At 71.8% G+C, this 17,056-nt stretch carries 15 protein-coding genes; 12 read left to right on the top strand and 3 right to left on the bottom strand.

Going from position 1 to position 17,056, the window contains the following annotated elements; genetic code table 11:
• Positions 1-24: 24 nt before the first annotated feature.
• From CGR01S_RS09085 to CGR01S_RS09065, 5 genes are all read left to right on the top strand, one after another.
• Entirely contained in the window at positions 25-729 is a 705-nt protein-coding gene (locus CGR01S_RS09085; protein WP_042425555.1) for a TetR/AcrR family transcriptional regulator, read from the top strand.
• Positions 726-2,117, top strand: a complete 1,392-nt coding sequence (locus tag CGR01S_RS09080; RefSeq protein ID WP_042425553.1) for an efflux transporter outer membrane subunit — start codon at positions 726-728, stop codon at positions 2,115-2,117. The genes CGR01S_RS09085 and CGR01S_RS09080 overlap by 4 nt, the downstream gene beginning before the upstream one ends.
• A gap of 186 nt (positions 2,118-2,303) precedes the next feature.
• Entirely contained in the window at positions 2,304-3,482 is a 1,179-nt protein-coding gene (locus CGR01S_RS09075; RefSeq protein ID WP_042425550.1) for an efflux RND transporter periplasmic adaptor subunit, read from the top strand.
• A 12-nt stretch (positions 3,483-3,494) separates the two neighbouring features.
• Complete coding sequence (locus CGR01S_RS09070; RefSeq protein WP_042425547.1) at positions 3,495-6,596, top strand: efflux RND transporter permease subunit; 3,102 nt, start codon at positions 3,495-3,497, stop codon at positions 6,594-6,596.
• A 70-nt stretch (positions 6,597-6,666) separates the two neighbouring features.
• A complete protein-coding gene (locus CGR01S_RS09065) occupies positions 6,667-7,872 on the top strand; it encodes an HD-GYP domain-containing protein (protein WP_042425544.1) in 1,206 nt (401 codons plus the stop codon).
• Positions 7,873-8,167: 295 nt separating this feature from the next.
• Here the strand turns inward: CGR01S_RS09065 and CGR01S_RS09055 are convergent, their stop codons facing one another.
• Entirely contained in the window at positions 8,168-8,785 is a 618-nt protein-coding gene (locus CGR01S_RS09055; protein WP_042425836.1) for a glutathione S-transferase N-terminal domain-containing protein, read from the bottom strand.
• A gap of 116 nt (positions 8,786-8,901) precedes the next feature.
• Here CGR01S_RS09055 and purB point away from each other — a divergent pair, with 116 nt between their 5' ends.
• The 3 genes from purB (at position 8,902) to CGR01S_RS09040 (ending at position 11,977) form a co-directional block, all read left to right on the top strand.
• The gene (purB, locus tag CGR01S_RS09050; protein ID WP_042425538.1) at positions 8,902-10,281 is read left to right on the top strand and encodes an adenylosuccinate lyase; all 1,380 of its coding nucleotides are present in this window, start codon (positions 8,902-8,904) and stop codon (positions 10,279-10,281) included.
• Positions 10,282-10,358: 77 nt separating this feature from the next.
• Positions 10,359-10,919, top strand: a complete 561-nt coding sequence (locus tag CGR01S_RS09045; RefSeq protein ID WP_042425535.1) for a YaeQ family protein — start codon at positions 10,359-10,361, stop codon at positions 10,917-10,919.
• Between the two features lie 329 nt (positions 10,920-11,248).
• A complete protein-coding gene (locus tag CGR01S_RS09040) occupies positions 11,249-11,977 on the top strand; it encodes a TerC family protein (protein ID WP_042425532.1) in 729 nt (242 codons plus the stop codon).
• A 14-nt stretch (positions 11,978-11,991) separates the two neighbouring features.
• Here CGR01S_RS09040 and dtd read toward each other — a convergent pair whose 3' ends face one another.
• On the bottom strand, positions 11,992-12,450 hold the full coding sequence (gene dtd, locus CGR01S_RS09035; RefSeq protein ID WP_042425529.1) for a D-aminoacyl-tRNA deacylase: 459 nt from the start codon (positions 12,448-12,450) through the stop codon (positions 11,992-11,994).
• The gene (locus CGR01S_RS09030) at positions 12,447-13,397 is read right to left on the bottom strand and encodes a cation diffusion facilitator family transporter (RefSeq protein WP_042425526.1); all 951 of its coding nucleotides are present in this window, start codon (positions 13,395-13,397) and stop codon (positions 12,447-12,449) included. Before CGR01S_RS09030 ends, dtd begins: the two co-directional genes overlap by 4 nt.
• A gap of 94 nt (positions 13,398-13,491) precedes the next feature.
• On the opposite strand from CGR01S_RS09030, the gene CGR01S_RS09025 reads away from it, so the two are divergent.
• The 4 genes from CGR01S_RS09025 (at position 13,492) to CGR01S_RS09010 (ending at position 16,960) form a co-directional block, all read left to right on the top strand.
• Positions 13,492-14,976: a sensor histidine kinase gene (locus tag CGR01S_RS09025; RefSeq protein WP_042425523.1), complete on the top strand. Its 1,485-nt coding sequence runs from the start codon at positions 13,492-13,494 to the stop codon at positions 14,974-14,976.
• Positions 14,973-15,596 carry a response regulator transcription factor gene (locus tag CGR01S_RS09020; RefSeq protein ID WP_042425521.1) on the top strand — a complete coding sequence of 208 codons (624 nt, stop codon included), beginning with the start codon at positions 14,973-14,975 and terminating at the stop codon, positions 15,594-15,596. Before CGR01S_RS09025 ends, CGR01S_RS09020 begins: the two co-directional genes overlap by 4 nt.
• A 140-nt stretch (positions 15,597-15,736) precedes the next feature.
• Positions 15,737-16,228 carry a GlcG/HbpS family heme-binding protein gene (locus CGR01S_RS09015; protein WP_042425518.1) on the top strand — a complete coding sequence of 164 codons (492 nt, stop codon included), beginning with the start codon at positions 15,737-15,739 and terminating at the stop codon, positions 16,226-16,228.
• A gap of 3 nt (positions 16,229-16,231) precedes the next feature.
• Positions 16,232-16,960, top strand: coding sequence for an ankyrin repeat domain-containing protein (locus CGR01S_RS09010; protein WP_156967537.1), 729 nt, complete (start codon positions 16,232-16,234; stop codon positions 16,958-16,960).
• Positions 16,961-17,056 lie beyond the last annotated feature (96 nt).

Raw genomic sequence — 17,056 nt, 5'->3', positions numbered from 1 at the left:
ATTAAAGTGGTGTAATCCGGGCCCATGGCCCCATCCACACCACCGGTTTCGTCGCGCGCGCCCCGCAGCGATGGCGCAGACACCCGCGCCCGCCTGCTGCTGGCGGCATTGCGCCTGTTTTCCGAGCGTGGCTTCGCCCAGACGCCGGTGCGCGCCATCGCGCAGGCCGCCGGCACCAACGTGGCGGCGATTGCCTACCATTTCGGCGACAAGGCCGGGCTGTACACCGCCACCTTCCACGAGCTGCTGGGCAGCAGCCACGCACTGATCCCGCATTTCTCGGCGCCCGGACTGGGTCTGGAAGAGGCCCTGCGGCGCTACTTCGAGGGCTTCCTGGAACCCCTCAAGCACGACGACCTGGGGCGCCAGTCGCTGCGCCTGCACATGCGCGAGCTGCTGGAGCCGACCCATGTCTGGCCCGAGGTACTCGAGCGCGAATGCCGCGCGCCGCACCAGGCGCTGGCACGGGTGCTGTGCCGGCACCTGGGCGTGCGACGCCTGGACGCCGAAGTGCACAGCCTGGCCTTCTCGATCGCCAGCCTGGTGATGCAGATGTGGACCCAGCGCGACGCCCTCGAAGCCATCGCGCCTGCATTGGCCCGCCCCGCTGCCGTGAACGCCTGGACCCGGCGCCTCACAGGCTACGCCCTGGCCATGGTGCAGGCCGAAGCCCTGCGCCGCCAGATCGTCCGGCCGGCGGCCCGCAAACGCCAGAAAGCCCCCACATGACACCTGACACCTCCGCTCTGCGCTGGCTCGCCGCCTGCCTGCCCCTGGCGCTGGCCGCCTGCGCCACCACGCCCCCGCCTTCGCGCATCGCGGCCCCGCCCCCCGCGGCCTGGCAGGCGCCGCTGCCGCACCAGGGCTCGCTGGCCAGCCTGACGCAATGGTGGGCGCAATGGGGCGACCCGCTGCTGGTGGACCTGATCCGCGAGGCACAGGACCTCAGCCCCAGCGTGGCCCAGGCCCGCTCGCGCCTGGTGCAGGCCCAGGCCGCCCGCAGCGCCAGCCGCGCGGCGCTGGGGCCCGCGCTCGATGGCCAGGCCAGCGCCAGCCGGGGCTTCAACGAGCAGATCGGCGCCGTGGCCGGCACCGCCCAGGCCGGCCTGCAGGCCCAATGGGAGATCGACCTGTGGGGCGGCAATGCGGCCGCCGACACGGCCGCACGCGAGCGCCTGGCCGGCGCGCAGGCCCTGTGGCACGAGGCCCGCGTGAGCGTGGCGGCCGAGGTGGCGCTGCAGTACAGCAGCCTGCGCACCTGCCTGCAGCAGCAGGAGATCGCCGAGCGCGATGCGCAGTCGCGCGCGGAGACGGCGCGCCTGTCGGAACTCAGCGAGCGCTCGGGCTTCACCGCGCCGGCCACGCATGCGCTGGCGCGTGCCAGCGCCGCCGAGGCCGTGGCGCGCGCCGCGCAGCAGCGCATGCAGTGCGCGGTGGAACTCAAGACCCTGGTGGCGCTCACCGGCCGCGACGAGGCGGCGCTGCGTCCGCAGCTCTCGGCCAGCCCGGCGCAGCCCGCGCCCGAGGCGCTGTTCACCATTGCCCGCCTGCCCGCGCAGGTGCTGGCCCAGCGCCCCGACGTGTACCAGGCGGAGCGCGAGGTGGCGGCCGCCAGCGCCGACGTGGGCCAGGCGCAGGCCCAGCGCTACCCGCGCCTGGGGCTGAGCGGCGCCATCGGCGCGGCGCGGGTGCGCACGGGCGGCACGACCACGGACCTGTCCACCTGGTCCATCGGCCCGCTGGCGCTCAGCGTTCCGCTCTTCGACGGCGGCCGCCGCGCCGCGCAAGAGGAGGCCGCGCGGGCCCGCTACGACGAGGCGGCCGCGCTCTACCGCGCCCGCGTGCGTCTGGCCGTGAGCGAGGTCGAGCAAGCCCTGGTGCGCCTGCACAGCAGCGCCGAGCGCAACGACAGCGCGCGCACGGCGGCCGAGGGCTACCGCGCTTCCTTCGCCGCCACCGAGGCCCGCTGGCGCGCCGGCATGGCCAGCCTGGTGGAGCTGGAGGACGCGCGCCGCACCGCCCTGGCCGCACAGAACGCGCTGACCGCGCTGCAGCACGAGCGCACCGCCGCCTGGGTGGCGCTGTACCGGGCCGCCGGCGGCGGCTGGGAGAGATGAAACACCCCCCTGAGCGGCTGCGCCGCTTCCCCCCGCTCTCGCATGGCTGCGCCATGCGGGCAGGGGGACACCGCCAGCGCTGCGGGGCGGCCCTTGCGCGGCGGCCCGCGCCTTGCGCAGCGCCCGTATTACGTACCACGCACAGCGCCATAGGCCATTGAAACCCATTCGTCAGGACAGATACCAATGCCAAATTTCTCTTTCTTTAGGTTTTCTCCCACTACCCTTGCCGTAGTAGCGGTCTGTGCGCTGGCTGTGAGCGGTGCCCTGCTGTTCTCCGGCACCCTGCGCGCCGCCGACGCCCCGGCCGCCGGCGCGGCCCGCCCGGCCCTGACGGTGTCCACCGCCCGGCCCCTGCGCGCCGCCATGCCCCTGCACCTAGCCGCCAACGGCAACGTGATGGCCTGGCAGGAGGCGAGCATCGGCGCCGAAAGCAACGGCCTGCGCCTGACCGAGGTGCGCGCCAACGTGGGCGACGTGGTGCGCGCCGGGCAGGTGCTGGCGACCTTCGCGACCGAGACGGTGCAGGCCGACCTGGCCCAGGCCCGCGCCAGCCTGCTCGAAGCCCAGGCCCACGCAGCCGAGGCCGCGGCCAACGCCGAGCGCGCGCGCACGCTGCAGGCCACGGGCGCCCTGAGCCAGCAGCAGATCCAGCAGCTCACCACGGCCGAGCAAACCGCCCAGGCGCGCGTCGCAGCCGCCCAGGCCCTGGTGCGCGCCCAGGAACTGCGCCTCCAGCACACCCAGGTGCTGGCCCCCGACAGCGGCGTGATCTCGGCGCGCACGGCCACCGTGGGTGCGGTGGTGGGCGCGGGCACCGAGCTGTTCCGCATGGTGCGCAAGGGCCGGCTCGAATGGCGCGCCGAGGTGCTGGCCTCCGAACTGCGCCCGCTGCGCCCCGGCGCCAAGGCCCGCGTCACCGCCGCCAGCGGCGTCACCGTGGACGGAACGGTGCGCATGGTGGCGCCCACGGTGGACCCGCAGACGCGCAACGCCCTGGTCTACGTGGACCTGCCCGCGCACCCGGACCTGCGCGCCGGCATGTTCGCGCGCGGCGAGTTCCAGCTCGGCCACAGCGACGCGCTCACCGTGCCGCAGGAGGCCCTGGTGGTGCGCGACGGCTTTGCCTACGTGTTCGCCGTGGGCGCCGACCAGCGCGTGCAGCAGCGCAAGGTGCAGACCGGACGCCGCCAGGCCGACCGCGTGGAAGTGCTCTCGGGCCTCACCGCGGAGACGACCGTGGCGGTGCGCGGCGCGGGCTTCCTCAACGACGGCGACCTGGTGCGCGTGGCGCCGGCCGCCGAAGAATCGGCATCAAAACCGGCTCCAGCGCCCGCCAGTCAAGCGCAAACAGCTACTAAATAAGGAGCATTCACCATGAATGTGTCCACCTGGTCGATCAAGAACCCCATCCCGGCGTTGATGCTGTTCGTGCTGCTGTGCTTCGGCGGCCTGCTGTCCTTCAACGCCATGAAGGTGCAGAACTTCCCCGACATCGACCTGCCCACCATCTCCGTCACCGTGGCGCTGCCCGGCGCGGCTCCGGCGCAGCTCGAGAACGACGTGGCGCGCAAGATCGAGAACAGCATCGCCACGCTGCAGGGCCTCAAGCACATCTACACCAAGGTGCAGGACGGCGGCGCCACCATCACGGCCGAGTTCCGCCTGGAGAAGCCCACGCAGGAGGCGCTGGACGACGTGCGCTCGGCCGTGGCGCGCGTGCGCGGCGACCTGCCCGGCGACGTGCGCGACCCCATCGTCACCAAGATGGACCTGGCCGCGCAGCCCGTGCTGGCGTTCACCATTGCGTCGAGCCGCATGGATGACGAGGCGCTCTCCTGGTTCGTGGACAACGACGTGGCCAAGAAGCTGCTCGCGGTGCGCGGTGTGGGCGCCGTCAACCGCGTGGGCGGCGTGGAGCGGCAGGTGCAGGTGGCGCTGGACCCGATGCGCCTGCAGGCCCTGGGCGCTACGGCGGCCGACATCTCGCGCCAGCTGCGCCAGGTGCAGCAGGAGAGCGCCGGCGGCCGCACCGACCTGGGCGGCAGCGAGCAGCCCGTGCGCACCCTGGCCACGGTGCAGACGGCGCAGGAGCTCGCCGGCCTGTCGCTGGCGCTGCCCGACGGGCGCGCGGTGCGCCTGGACCAGCTCGCCACGGTGCGCGACACCTTTGCCGAGCCGCGCGCGCTGGCGCTGCTCGACGGCCAGCCCGTGGTGGGCTTCGAGGTGGCGCGCAGCAAAGGCGCGAGCGAGGTCGAGGTCGGCGCCGCCGTGCAGGCCGCACTGCAGGAGCTGCGCGCCCAGCACCCGGGCCTGACGATCACCGAGGCCTTCAATTTCGTCGCGCCGGTGCAGGAAGAGTACGACGGCTCCATGCACCTGCTCTACGAAGGCGCCCTGCTGGCCGTGCTGGTGGTGTGGCTGTTCCTGCGCGATGCGCGCGCCACCTTCGTCTCGGCCGTGGCGCTGCCGCTGTCGGTCATTCCGGCGTTCATCGGCATGTATTTGCTGGGCTTTTCCATCAACGTGATCACGCTGCTGGCGCTGTCGCTCGTGGTGGGCATCCTGGTGGACGACGCGATCGTGGAGGTGGAGAACATCGTGCGCCACCTGCGCATGGGCAAGACGCCCTACCAGGCGGCCATGGAGGCCGCCGACGAGATCGGCCTGGCCGTGATCGCCACCACGTTCACGCTGATCGCGGTGTTCCTGCCCACGGCCTTCATGAGCGGCATCGCGGGCAAGTTCTTCAAGCAGTTCGGCTGGACGGCCTCGCTCGCGGTGTTCGCCAGCCTGGTGGTGGCGCGCCTGCTCACGCCCATGATGGCGGCCTATATCCTCAAACCCATCGTGGGCACGCACCGCGAGCCGCGCTGGATGGGCGTGTACCTGCGCTGGGCCGCCTGGTGCGTGCGCCACCGCTGGGCCACCTTCGTCGCCACCATCGCCTTCTTCATCGGTTCGCTCGCGCTCATCTCGCTGCTGCCCACGGGCTTCATCCCGCCGGACGACAACTCGCAGACCCAGGTGTACCTGGAGCTGCCGCCCGGCGCCACGCTGGCGCAGACGCGCGCCGCCGCCGAGGACGCGCGCCAGCGCATCATGGGCGTGGCGCATGTGCAGAGCGTCTACACCACCATCGGCGGCGGCTCGGCCGGGGCCGACCCGTTCATGGGCAGCGGCAACACCGAAACGCGCAAGGCCACGCTGACCATCCAGCTCGCACCGCGCGGCGAGCGCCCGCGCAAGCAGGGCATCGAGCAGGCCATCCGCAGCGCGCTGGAGAGCCAGCCTGGCGTGCGCTACAAGGTGGGCCTGGGCGGCTCGGGCGAGAAGTACATCCTGGTGCTCACCGGCGACGACCCGCAGGCGCTCACCAGCGCCGCGCTGGCCGTCGAGAAGGACCTGCGCACCATCCCCGGCCTGGGCAGCATTGCCTCCACCGCCAGCCTGGTGCGCTCGGAAATCGCCGTGCGCCCCGACTTCGCGCGCGCCGCCGACCTGGGCGTGACCTCGCAAGCCATCGCCGAGACACTGCGCATCGCCACCCTGGGCGACTACGACGTGGCCCTGCCCAAGCTCAACCTGGCCTCGCGCCAGGTGCCCATCGTGGTCAAGCTGCAGGACGGCGCGCGCCAGGACCTGGCCCTGCTCGAACGCCTGGCCGTGCCGGGCAGCAAGGGCCCGGTGCTGCTGGGCCAGGTGGCCCAGCTCGAATTCAGCGGCGGCCCGGCCGTGGTGGACCGCTACGACCGCGCGCGCAACGTCAACCTCGAGATCGAGCTGTCGGGCCGGCCGCTGGGCGACGTGACGCAGGAGGTGCAGCAACTGCCCTCGCTGCAGAAGCTCCCGCCCGGCGTGCGCCAGGTGACGGTGGGCGACGCCGAGGTGATGGGCGAGCTGTTCGCCAGCTTCGGCCTGGCCATGCTCACCGGCGTGCTGTGCATCTACATCGTGCTGGTGCTGCTGTTCAAGGACTTCCTGCACCCGGTGACCATCCTGGCGGCGCTGCCGCTGTCGCTGGGCGGCGCCTTCGTGGGGCTCTTGATCGCGCAGAAGAGCTTCTCCATGCCCTCACTCATCGGGCTCATCATGCTCATGGGCATCGCCACCAAGAACTCCATCCTGCTGGTGGAGTACGCCATCCTGGCGCGGCGCGAGCACGGCCTCTCGCGCTTCGACGCGCTCATGGACGCCTGCCACAAGCGCGCGCGCCCCATCATCATGACCACGCTGGCCATGGGCGCAGGCATGCTGCCCATCGCCATCGGCATCGGCGCGGCCGACCCGAGCTTCCGCTCGCCCATGGCGGTGGCGGTGATCGGCGGGCTGATCACCTCGACCTTCCTGAGCCTGCTGGTCATCCCCGCCGTGTTCACCGCGGTCGACGACCTGGGCCAGTGGTGCGGCCGGCTGCTGCGGCGCCTGCGCAGCCACCCGGCGCCGCCGCAGGCCGCGCCGGAGCGCGCCGTCCCGTGAAATAGGGCCTTTCCCTCCGGGTTTGCGCGCTTTTGCCCCCCCGGGGGCAACGGGATAATGGGCACCGACCATGAACCTTGTCCCCCTGAGCATCGACTCCATCCAGCTCGGCAAGCCGCTGCCCTTTGTGCTGCGCAACGCCCAGGGGGTGCTGCTGGCGCACAAGGGCTTCGTGATCCGCAACCGCGAGGAGCTGCAGCAGTTGCTCGCGCGCGGCGTGGCGCTCTATGTCGATACCGACGAGTCGGGCGAGAGCCACCGCGCCTACCTCAACGCGCTGCAGCAGATGCTGATCTCCGAGAAGCCCCTGGGCCAGATCGCCAGCGCACAGATGTCGGCCGACGCCACCCCGGGCGCGCGCGGCCAGGCCGGCCGCTTCCCCCCCGACTGGCCCGAGCTGCAGGCCCAGGCCACCGCCCTGCTGCGCAGCCCGCAGGGCCCGGACTTCAGCGGCCGCTTTTTTGCGTTGCACAGCGAGATCGCCCGCCAGACGCAGCAGGCGCCCGATGCCACGGTGCTGGCGCTGATCTACCTGTCCGGGCAGGAGGCGCACCAGTACAGCGCCACGCATGCCATGCTGGTCGCCTGCGTGTGCATGATCACGGCGCGCGAGGTGCTGCGCTGGCCCGAGGCGCGCGTGCAGGTGCTGGGCCAGGCGGCCCTGTCCATGAACATCGCCATGACCGAGCTGCAGGACCAGCTCGCGCAGCAGGCGCACCCGCTCTCGACGGCGCAGATCGAGGCCGTCGAGACGCATGCCGCGCGCTCCGAGGCGCTGCTGCGCCAACTGGGCGTGGCCGACGCCGCCTGGCTGGAGGCCGTGCGCTGCCACCACCACCGCCTGGGCGGCCCGCTGGCGCAAAAGTCCGAAGGCCAGCAAATGGCCCGGCTCATCCAGCGCGCCGACGTGTTTGGCGCGCGCCTGGCACCGCGCGTGACGCGCTGGCCCATGGCCGTGACGGCCGCCATGCAGGCCAGCTACTACGACGAGGAGCGCCAGGTGGACGAGGCGGGCGCGGCGCTCGTCAAGGCCCTGGGGGTGTACCCGCCCGGCGCCTTCGTGCGCCTGGCCAGCCAGGAGACCGCCATCGTGCTGCGCCGCGGCAGCACGGCCACCACGCCGCGCGTGGCGGTGGTGGTCAACCGCGACGGCATCGCCACGGGCGAGCCCATACGGCGCGACACCGCCCTGGCGCAGTGGAAGATCACCGGCCCGGTCGCGCACCGCGAGGTGCGCGTGCAAATCCCGGTCGCCCGCCTGGCCGTCATGGTGTAAACCGCCCCAGGGCGCACCGGCCGCAGGCGGGCGCCACGCCAGGCCCCCGCACCGGCCGTCTTTGCAAAATTTTGCATATCAGGCCTTGGAACTTCCTGGCCCGGCCCCCACTCTATGCAGCACAGGGCGTTGAGAGCGTCCTGCGAGTTTGGTGTTGCGGAGCCTTTCGCGCCGATTGCTGCGATTGAAACCCTGGAGCGCTTCTCCTCCCTCCCTCTCTTCTTCGTTTCGGGACGCTTCGCAACCTTTTTCTACCCGCCCCCCGGCATGGCCCGCCGGGGGGCTTTGTTTTTGGTCAGGGGGCCGGACGGGTGTCGATGAAGCTCTGGCGCTGCGCCAGCTTGTCCATCAGGCGCGCGAGGTTGGGGTGCGCGGCACGCCAGCCGATCTCCGGGAAGCGGAACTCCAGCCAGCCCAGGGCGCAGCCCACGGCGATGTCCGACAGGCTCAGGTGGATGCCGCTGCAAAATGGCTTGTCGCCCAGCCCCTGGGACATGGACTGCAGGCTGGCATGGACCTTGTCCATCTGCCGGGCGATCCAGGCCGGGCTGCGCTGGGCCTCGGTGCGGCCCTCGAAGGTGTTTTCCAGGCGCACGAGGACGGCGGCGTCGAGCAGGCCGTCGGCCAGGGCCTCCCAGGTCTTGACCTCGGCGCGTTCGCGGCCCGTGGCCGGAATGAGCCGCCCCACGGGCGAGAGGGTGTCGAGGTATTCCACGATGACGCGCGAGTCGAACACCGCCTCGCCGCCCTCCATCACCAGGCAGGGCACCTTGCCCAGCGGGTTGGCAGCGGCGATCTGGGTGTCGGCCGCCCACACGTTCTCCAGCACGAACCGGTAGTCGAGCTTCTTTTCCGCCATCACGATGCGCACTTTGCGCACATAGGGGCTGGTGGTGGATCCGATGAGTTTCATGGTGGTGGTTTCCAGGGTGCCTGCCTGCACCAGGCCGCCGATTCTATCGGCAGGTGCTTGCGCGCGCCTGTCGCGCAGTACACCCCGGCGCCAGGCGCCACCTACAATGCGGGGCCATGAACCTGTCGCCCCTCAACGCCCTCTCCCCGCTGGATGGCCGCTACGCCGCCAAGCTCTCGTCCCTGCGCCCGCTCATGAGCGAGTACGGCTACATGCACCGCCGCGTGCAGGTGGAGGTGACCTGGTTCATCGCCCTCTCCGACGCGGGCTTTGCCGAGTTTGCTCCTCTTTCAGAAGCTGATCGCGCTTATCTGCTGGGCCTGGTGGCCGATTTTGACGAGGAAGATTGCGCCGCCATCAAGGCCGAGGAAAAGATCACCAACCACGACGTCAAGGCCGTGGAGTACTGGATCAAAAAGCAGTTTGCCGGCCGGCCCGCGCTGGAGAAGGCCGCCGAGTTCGTGCACTTCGCCTGCACCAGCGAGGACATCAACAACACCAGCCACGCTCTGCAACTGCGCGCCGGGCGCGATACCGTGCTGCTGCCGCAGCTCGACACCATCATCGCCAAGCTGCGCGCCATGGCGCACCAGTACGCGGCCGTGCCCATGCTCAGCCGCACGCACGGCCAGACGGCCAGCCCCACCACCGTGGGCAAGGAGCTGGCCAACGTGGTCGTGCGCCTGGACGCGGCGCGCGCGGCCATCGCCGGGGTCCAGATCCTGGCCAAGATGAATGGCGCCGTGGGCAACTACAACGCCCACCTGTCGGCCTGGCCGGAGTTCGACTGGGAGGCCTTCAGCCGCCAGGTCGTGCAAGCGCCCGAACCCCGGGGCCTGGGCCTGACCTTCCAGCCCTACAGCATCCAGATCGAGCCGCACGACTACATGGCCGCGCTGTTCGACGCCACGGCGCGCGCCAACACCATCCTCATCGACCTGGCGCGCGACATCTGGGGCTACGTGAGCCTGGGCTACTTCAAGCAAAAGCTCAAGGCGGGCGAGATCGGCTCGTCCACCATGCCGCACAAGGTCAACCCCATCGACTTCGAGAACGCCGAGGGCAACCTGGGCCTGGCCAATGCCGTGCTCAAGCACCTGGCGGAAAAGCTCCCCATCAGCCGCTGGCAGCGCGACCTGACCGACTCCACGGTGCTGCGCAACATCGGCGTGGCCCTGGGCTACGCGGCACTGGCGTACTCCTCGCTGATGACCGGCCTGAACAAGCTCGAGCTCAACGAGGAGGCCCTGGCCGCCGACCTGGACGCCGCCTGGGAAGTGCTGGCCGAGCCCATCCAGACCGTGATGCGCCGCTACGGCGTGCCCGGCGCCTACGAAAAGCTCAAGGAAGTCACGCGCGGCAAGAGCGTGACCGCCGAGGCCCTGCACCAGCTCATCCGCAGCCTGGACATCCCCGCGGCCGACAAGGAGCGCCTGCTGGCCATGACGCCGGCCAGCTACGTGGGCAAGGCCGCCGAGCTGGCGCGCCGCGTCTGACCACCGGTTTATAGCCATTTCGGCCTCCAGCGCTGATCCATCCAGCGCTGGCAGCTCCATTTTTGATAGCGTAGCGCATGGCCCTCAAATCCACCATCTTCAAGGCGAACCTGCAGATCGCCGACATCGACCACGGCTACTACGCCGACCATGCCTTCACCCTGGCGCGCCACCCGAGCGAAACCGACGAGCGCATGATGGTGCGCCTGGCGGCCATGGCGCTGCACGCCCATGCGCTGCAGGAGGTCTGCCAGGGCGACGGCACGCTCGCCTTTGGCGCCGGGCTGTCGGACCCGGACGACCCGGACGCCTTGCTCACCGACTTCACCGGGCGCAAGCGCCTGTGGATCGAGGTCGGCCAGCCCGAGGACAAGCCGCTGGCCAAGGCCTGCGGCCAGGCCGACGCGGTGTGCGTCTACGCCTTTCACCACGCGGCCGAGGTGTGGTGGAAGGGCATCGCGGGCAAGCTCACGCGGCTGGACCGGCTGCAGGTCTGGCGCATCCCCGCCGATGCCGCCCAGGCCCTGGCGCAACTGGCCGAACGCAGCATGCAACTGCAGGCCACCGTGCAGGACGGCGCCCTCACGCTCTCCAGCGACAAGGCCAGCGCCACGCTGGAGCCGCTGCGCTGGAAGTGACGCCCCTCCCTGCGCTCTGCTTTTGATAGCTGTCCGCGCTTGCTGCATAAGCGCTGGCGCCGCATTTTTCTTCAAACCCCAGTCCGCCGTGCCGGGCATGCCTGGCGCGCCTGTGCTCTAATCCCGCCCCGAAGGGGAGTAGCTCCGGACCCGCGCAACTTGGCAGAGCGGGTATCGGCAGGCCGTCAGCACGGTGCAACGCACCCGGCCTGCCGGGGCGGCGCGCAAGCAGCGCCGCCGGGCAAGACCTTCGGCCACAGGCCCGCACCCGCACCCCGGGGGCAGGCCTGCGGCATTCCATCCCCTTCTGCCAACTCCCGAGAGAGTCCATGGAACAGTTCCTGACCCCCGAATTCTGGGTCGCCGTCGGTCAGATCATCATGATCGATATCCTGCTGGGCGGCGACAACGCCGTCGTCATCGCCCTGGCCTGCCGCAAGCTGCCCGCGCACCAGCGCCGGCAAGGCATCCTGTGGGGCACGGCAGGCGCCATTGCGCTGCGCGTGGTGCTGATCTTCTTCGCGCTCACGCTGCTGGCCCTGCCCTTGCTCAAGCTGGCGGGCGCACTGCTCCTGGTGTGGATAGGCGTCAAGCTGCTGGCCCCCGACCCCGAGGACGGCCACGGCACCGTCGAGGCCAGCGACAAGCTGCTCGCGGCCATCAAGACCATCATCGTCGCCGACCTGGTGATGAGCATAGACAACGTGATCGCCATTGCGGGCGCGGCCCAGGGCGCGGCCGACCACCACGAGATGCCGCTGGTCATCTTCGGCCTGCTGGTGAGCATCCCCATCATCGTCTGGGGCAGCCAGCTCGTCATCAAGCTGATGGACCGCTTCCCCGCCATCATCACCCTGGGCGGTATGCTGCTGGGCTGGATCGCGGGCACCATGGCCGTCTCCGACCCGGCCCTGGTGCGCGCCGACGTGCTTGCCTGGATGCCCAAGACCGGCCCCGTGACCGACGCCCTGCAGTACGGCGCCGGCGTGGCCGGGGCGCTGCTGGTGCTGGCCCTGGGCAAGTGGATGCTGGCGCGTCAGCGCGTGACGGCGGCCTGAAGGCCGCGCGCCGCTCACACCGGCGCGGCGGCGGGCGCGATGCGCAGCGGAATGGTCACCGGCCCGTCGTTGACCAGGTGCACCTGCATGTCGGCGGCGAACTGCCCTGTCTGCACCACGGGGTGCAGGGCGCGCGCCTGCTGCACCAGGTAGTCGAACAGCCGGCGCCCTGCGTCCGGCGCCGCCGCTTGGCTGAAGCCGGGGCGGTTGCCGCTGGAGGTGTCGGCCGCCAGCGTGAACTGGCTCACGAGCAGCAGGCCGCCGCCCACCTCCTGCAGGCTCAGGTTCATCTTGCCGGCCGCGTCGCTGAAGATGCGCAGCTTGAGCATCTTGGCCAGCAGCCTGTCGGCCTCCTGCTCGGTGTCGCCGCGCTCGGCGCACACCAGCACCAGCAGGCCGGCGCCGATGGCGCCCACGGTCTGCCCCTGTACCTCGACACGTGCTGCGCGCACGCGCTGCAAGACGCTGATCACTTCACACCCTCCCGGGGGGCGTCGGGGAGATCGTCGACATGCGCCTCCACATCGGTGGGCAGCAGCTCGATGGTGGCGCGCAGGCCGGGCACGGCGGCCATCAGGGCGCGCTCGACCTGGCCGCGCAGCGCGGCAGCGTGGTGCAGCGTCCAATGGGCCGGCATGTGCATGTGCATGTCCACGAAGCGGCGCTGCCCGGCGCGGCGCGTGGAGACATGGTCGAACCGCAGCGCCCCCGGCGCCTGGCCCTGCACGAAGCCTTGCAGCGTGGCCTCGATGGTGGCCTGCACGTCCGGCTCCACGGCCTGGTCCATCAGGCCCTGGGCCGAGCGCCAGCACAGCTCCCCGCCCTCCTTGAGGATGTTGAGCGCCACCAGCATGGCGGCCACGGCGTCCAGCCACAGCCAGCCCGTGAGGGCGGCGCCGGCCAGGCCCGCGACCACGCCCGCAGAGGTCCACACGTCGGTGACGAGGTGGCGCGCGTCGGCCTCCAGGGCGATGGAGCGGTGCTCGCGCGCCGTGCGGAACATCACCCAGGCCAGCAGGCCGTTGAGCGCCGAACTGAGCACCGACAGCGCCAGGCCCCAGCCCACCTGCTCCAGCGGCTGCGGGTCGAACAGGCGGTGCGCCGCCGCCCACAGAATGCCCAGGGCCACGCCCACGATGAGCAGGCCCTCGAAACCCGAGGAGAAGTACTCCGCCTTGTGGTGGCCGTAGGGGTGGTTCTCGTCGGGCGGCATCTGCGCCACGGTCACCATGGCCAGGGCGAACAGGGCGCTGGCCAGGTTGACGAAGGACTCCATGGCGTCCGACAGCATGCCCATGGAGCCCGTCACGTACCAGGCCAGCGTCTTGAGCACGATGGTGGCCAGCGCCACCACCACCGAGGCGCGCAGCAAATGGGCTGGTGTGAGCCGGGAGAGCGAGAAAAAGGCGGTGTCGGACATGGCTATGGATTACACCAGAGCGGGGCCGGCAAGCCATCCATGCCCTTGCCCAGCCCAAGGACAGCACCGCGCACCCCGTGCCAGAATCGCCGCCATGGACAAGGCATGGCACCGCCGCACCGCCGCCGCGCTGGCCTGCATCCTGGCCGCCGCTGTGGGCGCCGGGTGGCTGGCGCATGCGCGGCTGCAGCAGTTGCAGGCGGATTTCGAGACGGATGCGCGCATCGTCCACCGCCTGCTGAGCCAGCGCATGGTGCAGCACGACGCCATCCTCTCCACCCTGGCGCTGCTGCAGCCCGCCGAGCCCGACCAGGGCGGCGCCGATGCCGCGCTGGCGCGCCTGCCCGCGGTGTACCCGCAGATCCTCGGCGTGCTGCGCCGCGCACCCGGCGGCACCTGGCCCGCCGCCGCGCCGGGGCTGGACGCCGCCGAGGCCGCCTCGCGCGCCAGCGGCCACGCCGCGCTGGCCCGGCCGGACCTGGCCGCCGGGCGCTACCACCTGGTCCTGGCCAGCACGCCCGCCAGCTACGCCCTGCACATCGACCTGCACGCCAGCGTGCCGCGCGAGGAATGGCCCATGGACCGCGCCCGCAGCCCGGTGCGCGTGACGCTGGAGCATGCCGGGCAGACCTTCACCGTGCAGCCCGGAAGCACCTCGACACAGGGCTGGGCCTACGGCTTTCGCAAGACCCTGGCCTCGCCCAGCCAGCCCTTCGACGTCGTGGCGCAGCGCGTGGTCGGCTGGGACGAGCTGCCCTGGCTCGCCATGCTGGGCTGGTGCGCGGTCACCGCCGCCGCCGCCGTGGCCGCGCAGATGCTGTGGCGCCAGCGCGTGGCGCGCCGGCGCGCCGAGGAGCTGCTGCGCCTGGGCCAGGTGGCGCGCCTGAACACCCTGGGCGAACTGGCCGCCGGCATGGCGCACGAACTCAACCAGCCCCTCACCGCGCTGCTCTCGGGCACCCAGGCGGCGCAGCGCCTGCTGGGCGACGAACCGCCCGACATCGCCACGGCGCGCAGCGCCATGGCCCGCACCGTGGAGCAGGCGCGGCGCGCCTCCGACGTGGTGGGCCGGCTGCGCCGCCTGGTCGAGCGCCCCGACCTGTCCGGCCAGGTGCAATCCCTGGCGCTGCCGGCCGCCGTGCACGACGCGCTGCACCTGCTGGAGCCCGAATGCCGCGCCCGCGCCGTGGTGCCCGAGGTGCGGACCGAACCCGGTCTGCCCGCCGTGCGCGCCGAGCCCGTGGCGCTGCAGCAGATCGTGCACAACCTCGTGGTGAACGCGCTGCAGGCGCTGGAGCAGGTGCCCGCCGCCGAGCGCCGCCTGGAGCTGCACCTGGCCATGCCCACCCCCGGCCAGGTCCAGCTCACCGTGCGCGACCACGGCCCAGGCATTGCGCCCGAGGCGCGCGCGCGCCTGTTCGAGCCCTTCTACACCACGCGCGCGGGCGGCCTCGGGCTGGGCCTGCCGCTGTGCGAGAGCCTGGCCCAGGCCATGGGCGCCAGCCTCCAACTCGCCCCCGGCAACGGCCGGGGGGCGGCCTTCGTGCTCGTGCTGCCCGCCGCCACCTCCGCACCATGAACGACAGCGCACCCTCCCTCTCGCCCCTGATCCACCTCGTGGACGACGACGCCGCCGTGCGCGAGGGCCTCTCCCTGCTCATCGCCACCGTGGGCCTGCGCGTGCAGGCCTGGGCCGACCCGCAGGCCTTCCTGGCGGGGTTCGACCGCGCGAGCATCGGCGCCATCGTGCTCGACGTGCGCATGCCCGGCACCAGTGGCCTGGCCGTGCTGGAGCAGCTCCAGGCCCAGGGCGCGGACCAGCCCGTGGTCCTGCTCACCGGCCACGGCACGGTGGACATGTGCCGCCGCGCCTTCAAGGCCGGCGCGGCCGAGTTCCTGGAAAAACCGGTGCACGACGAGGTGCTCATCGAGGCCCTGCAGAACGCCGTGCGCCAGCACGTGCGCTCGCGCGAGCGCCAGCAGGCCGACCAGCAGGCGCGCGAGCGCCACGCCCAGCTCTCGCCGCGCGAGCGCGAGGTGCTGGGCCTGATCGTCGAGGGGTTGACGAACAAGGAGATCGGCCGCGCACTCACCCTCTCGCCGCGCACGGTGGAGACGCACCGCGCCAACCTGTTCGCCAAGCTCGGCGTGGACTCGCTGGCCCAGCTCATCCGGCGCTACGCCGCGCTGGTGGAATAAGGCACCCGCCCAGCGCGGGCTCCGTAGTTCTACGGAGCCGCGCGCGTAGCCGTCCGCATGGCGCGGCGCGGCGGCTTTTTCTACAGTGCTCCCACGGCGCCGCAACGGGTGGCGCCGAAGCACACACACCGGAGAACGCCATGCACCACGCCTTCAAGACCACCGCCATCGCCCTCGCCTTCATCGCCACGGCCGCCAGCGCCGAAGGCGTGCGCACCGAGCGCAATATGTCGCTCGACCTGGCCAACCAGATCGCCGCGCACACCGTCGCCGCCTGTACCGCCGCCGGCTACAACGTGACGGCCACGGTGGTGGACCGCGCCGGCACCGTGCGCGCCGTGCAGCGCGCCGACAATGCCGGCCCGCACACGCTGGAGGCCAGCCGCCTCAAGGCCTACACCTCGGCCTCGGCCAAGAACACCACGCAGGCCATCATGGAAGGCGCGCAGAAGAACCCCGCCGCGGCCAACCTGGGCCAGATCCCCGGCTACCTGCTGCTGGGCGGCGGCGTGCCGGTGAAGGTGGGCAACGAGGTCATCGGCGCCGTGGGCGTGGGTGGCGCGCCCGGCGGCCACCTGGACGAGCAGTGCGCCATGGCGGCGCTTGCCAAGGTCCAAGACCAACTGAAGTAAACCATGGCCCGCAGCGCAGCACACCGCCTGGTGCGGCACGCCCTGGCAGGCGCCGGCCTGGCCGCCGGCCTGGCCCTGGCACCCTCGGCTGAGGCCCAGGTGCCCCCCACCGCCAGCGAGATCGCCGCCTACCAGGGCCTGCACGCCGCCGCCGCGCGCGGCGATGTGCCGGCGCTGCAGCGCCTGCTGGCCGGGCGGCCCGACGCGGGCACGCTGAATGCGCGCGACGCCCAGGGCCGCACGCCGCTGCACGTGGCCACCTTTGCGCGCCAGCGCGAGGCCGTGCGCCTGCTGGCGCAGGCGGGCGCGGCGCTCGACCTGCTGGAGAACGACCGCTACGACGCCGTGACCATCGCCGCCGTCGCCGACGACGAGGACACACTGCGCCTGCTGCTGCAGCTGGGCGCCAGCGCCAGGCAGGTGACCAGCCGCTACGACGGTACGGCGCTGATCGCCGCCGCCCACCTGGGACACGCGGGCGTGGTGCGCCAGCTCATCGCCGCCGGCGCGCCGCTGGACCATGTGAACAACCTGTACTGGACGGCGCTGATCGAGTCCATCGTGCTCGGCGACGGCGGGCCGCGCCACCAGGCCACGCTGCAGGCGCTGCTGGAGGCCGGCGCCAGCACCCGGCTGGCCGACCGCCACGGCAACACGCCGCTGCAACTGGCGCGCCAGCGCCACTATGCCGCCATGGTGCAGATGCTGGAGCAGGCCGGCGCACCCCCCTGAGCCGACCCGCCCCCAGAGGGCAAGAGGGCATGGCCCGCCGGCCGGCAATCGGCTATAACCAGGGTGGGCGCTGTGCCCGGTCAGGCTATTGCATCC

This window comes from Comamonas granuli NBRC 101663 (assembly GCF_000739995.1).
Taxonomy (GTDB): Bacteria; Pseudomonadota; Gammaproteobacteria; order Burkholderiales; family Burkholderiaceae_C; genus Simplicispira; species Simplicispira granuli.
Note: the sequence above shows the minus strand (reverse complement) of the source record. Positions and strands in the feature narration are given on the sequence as shown.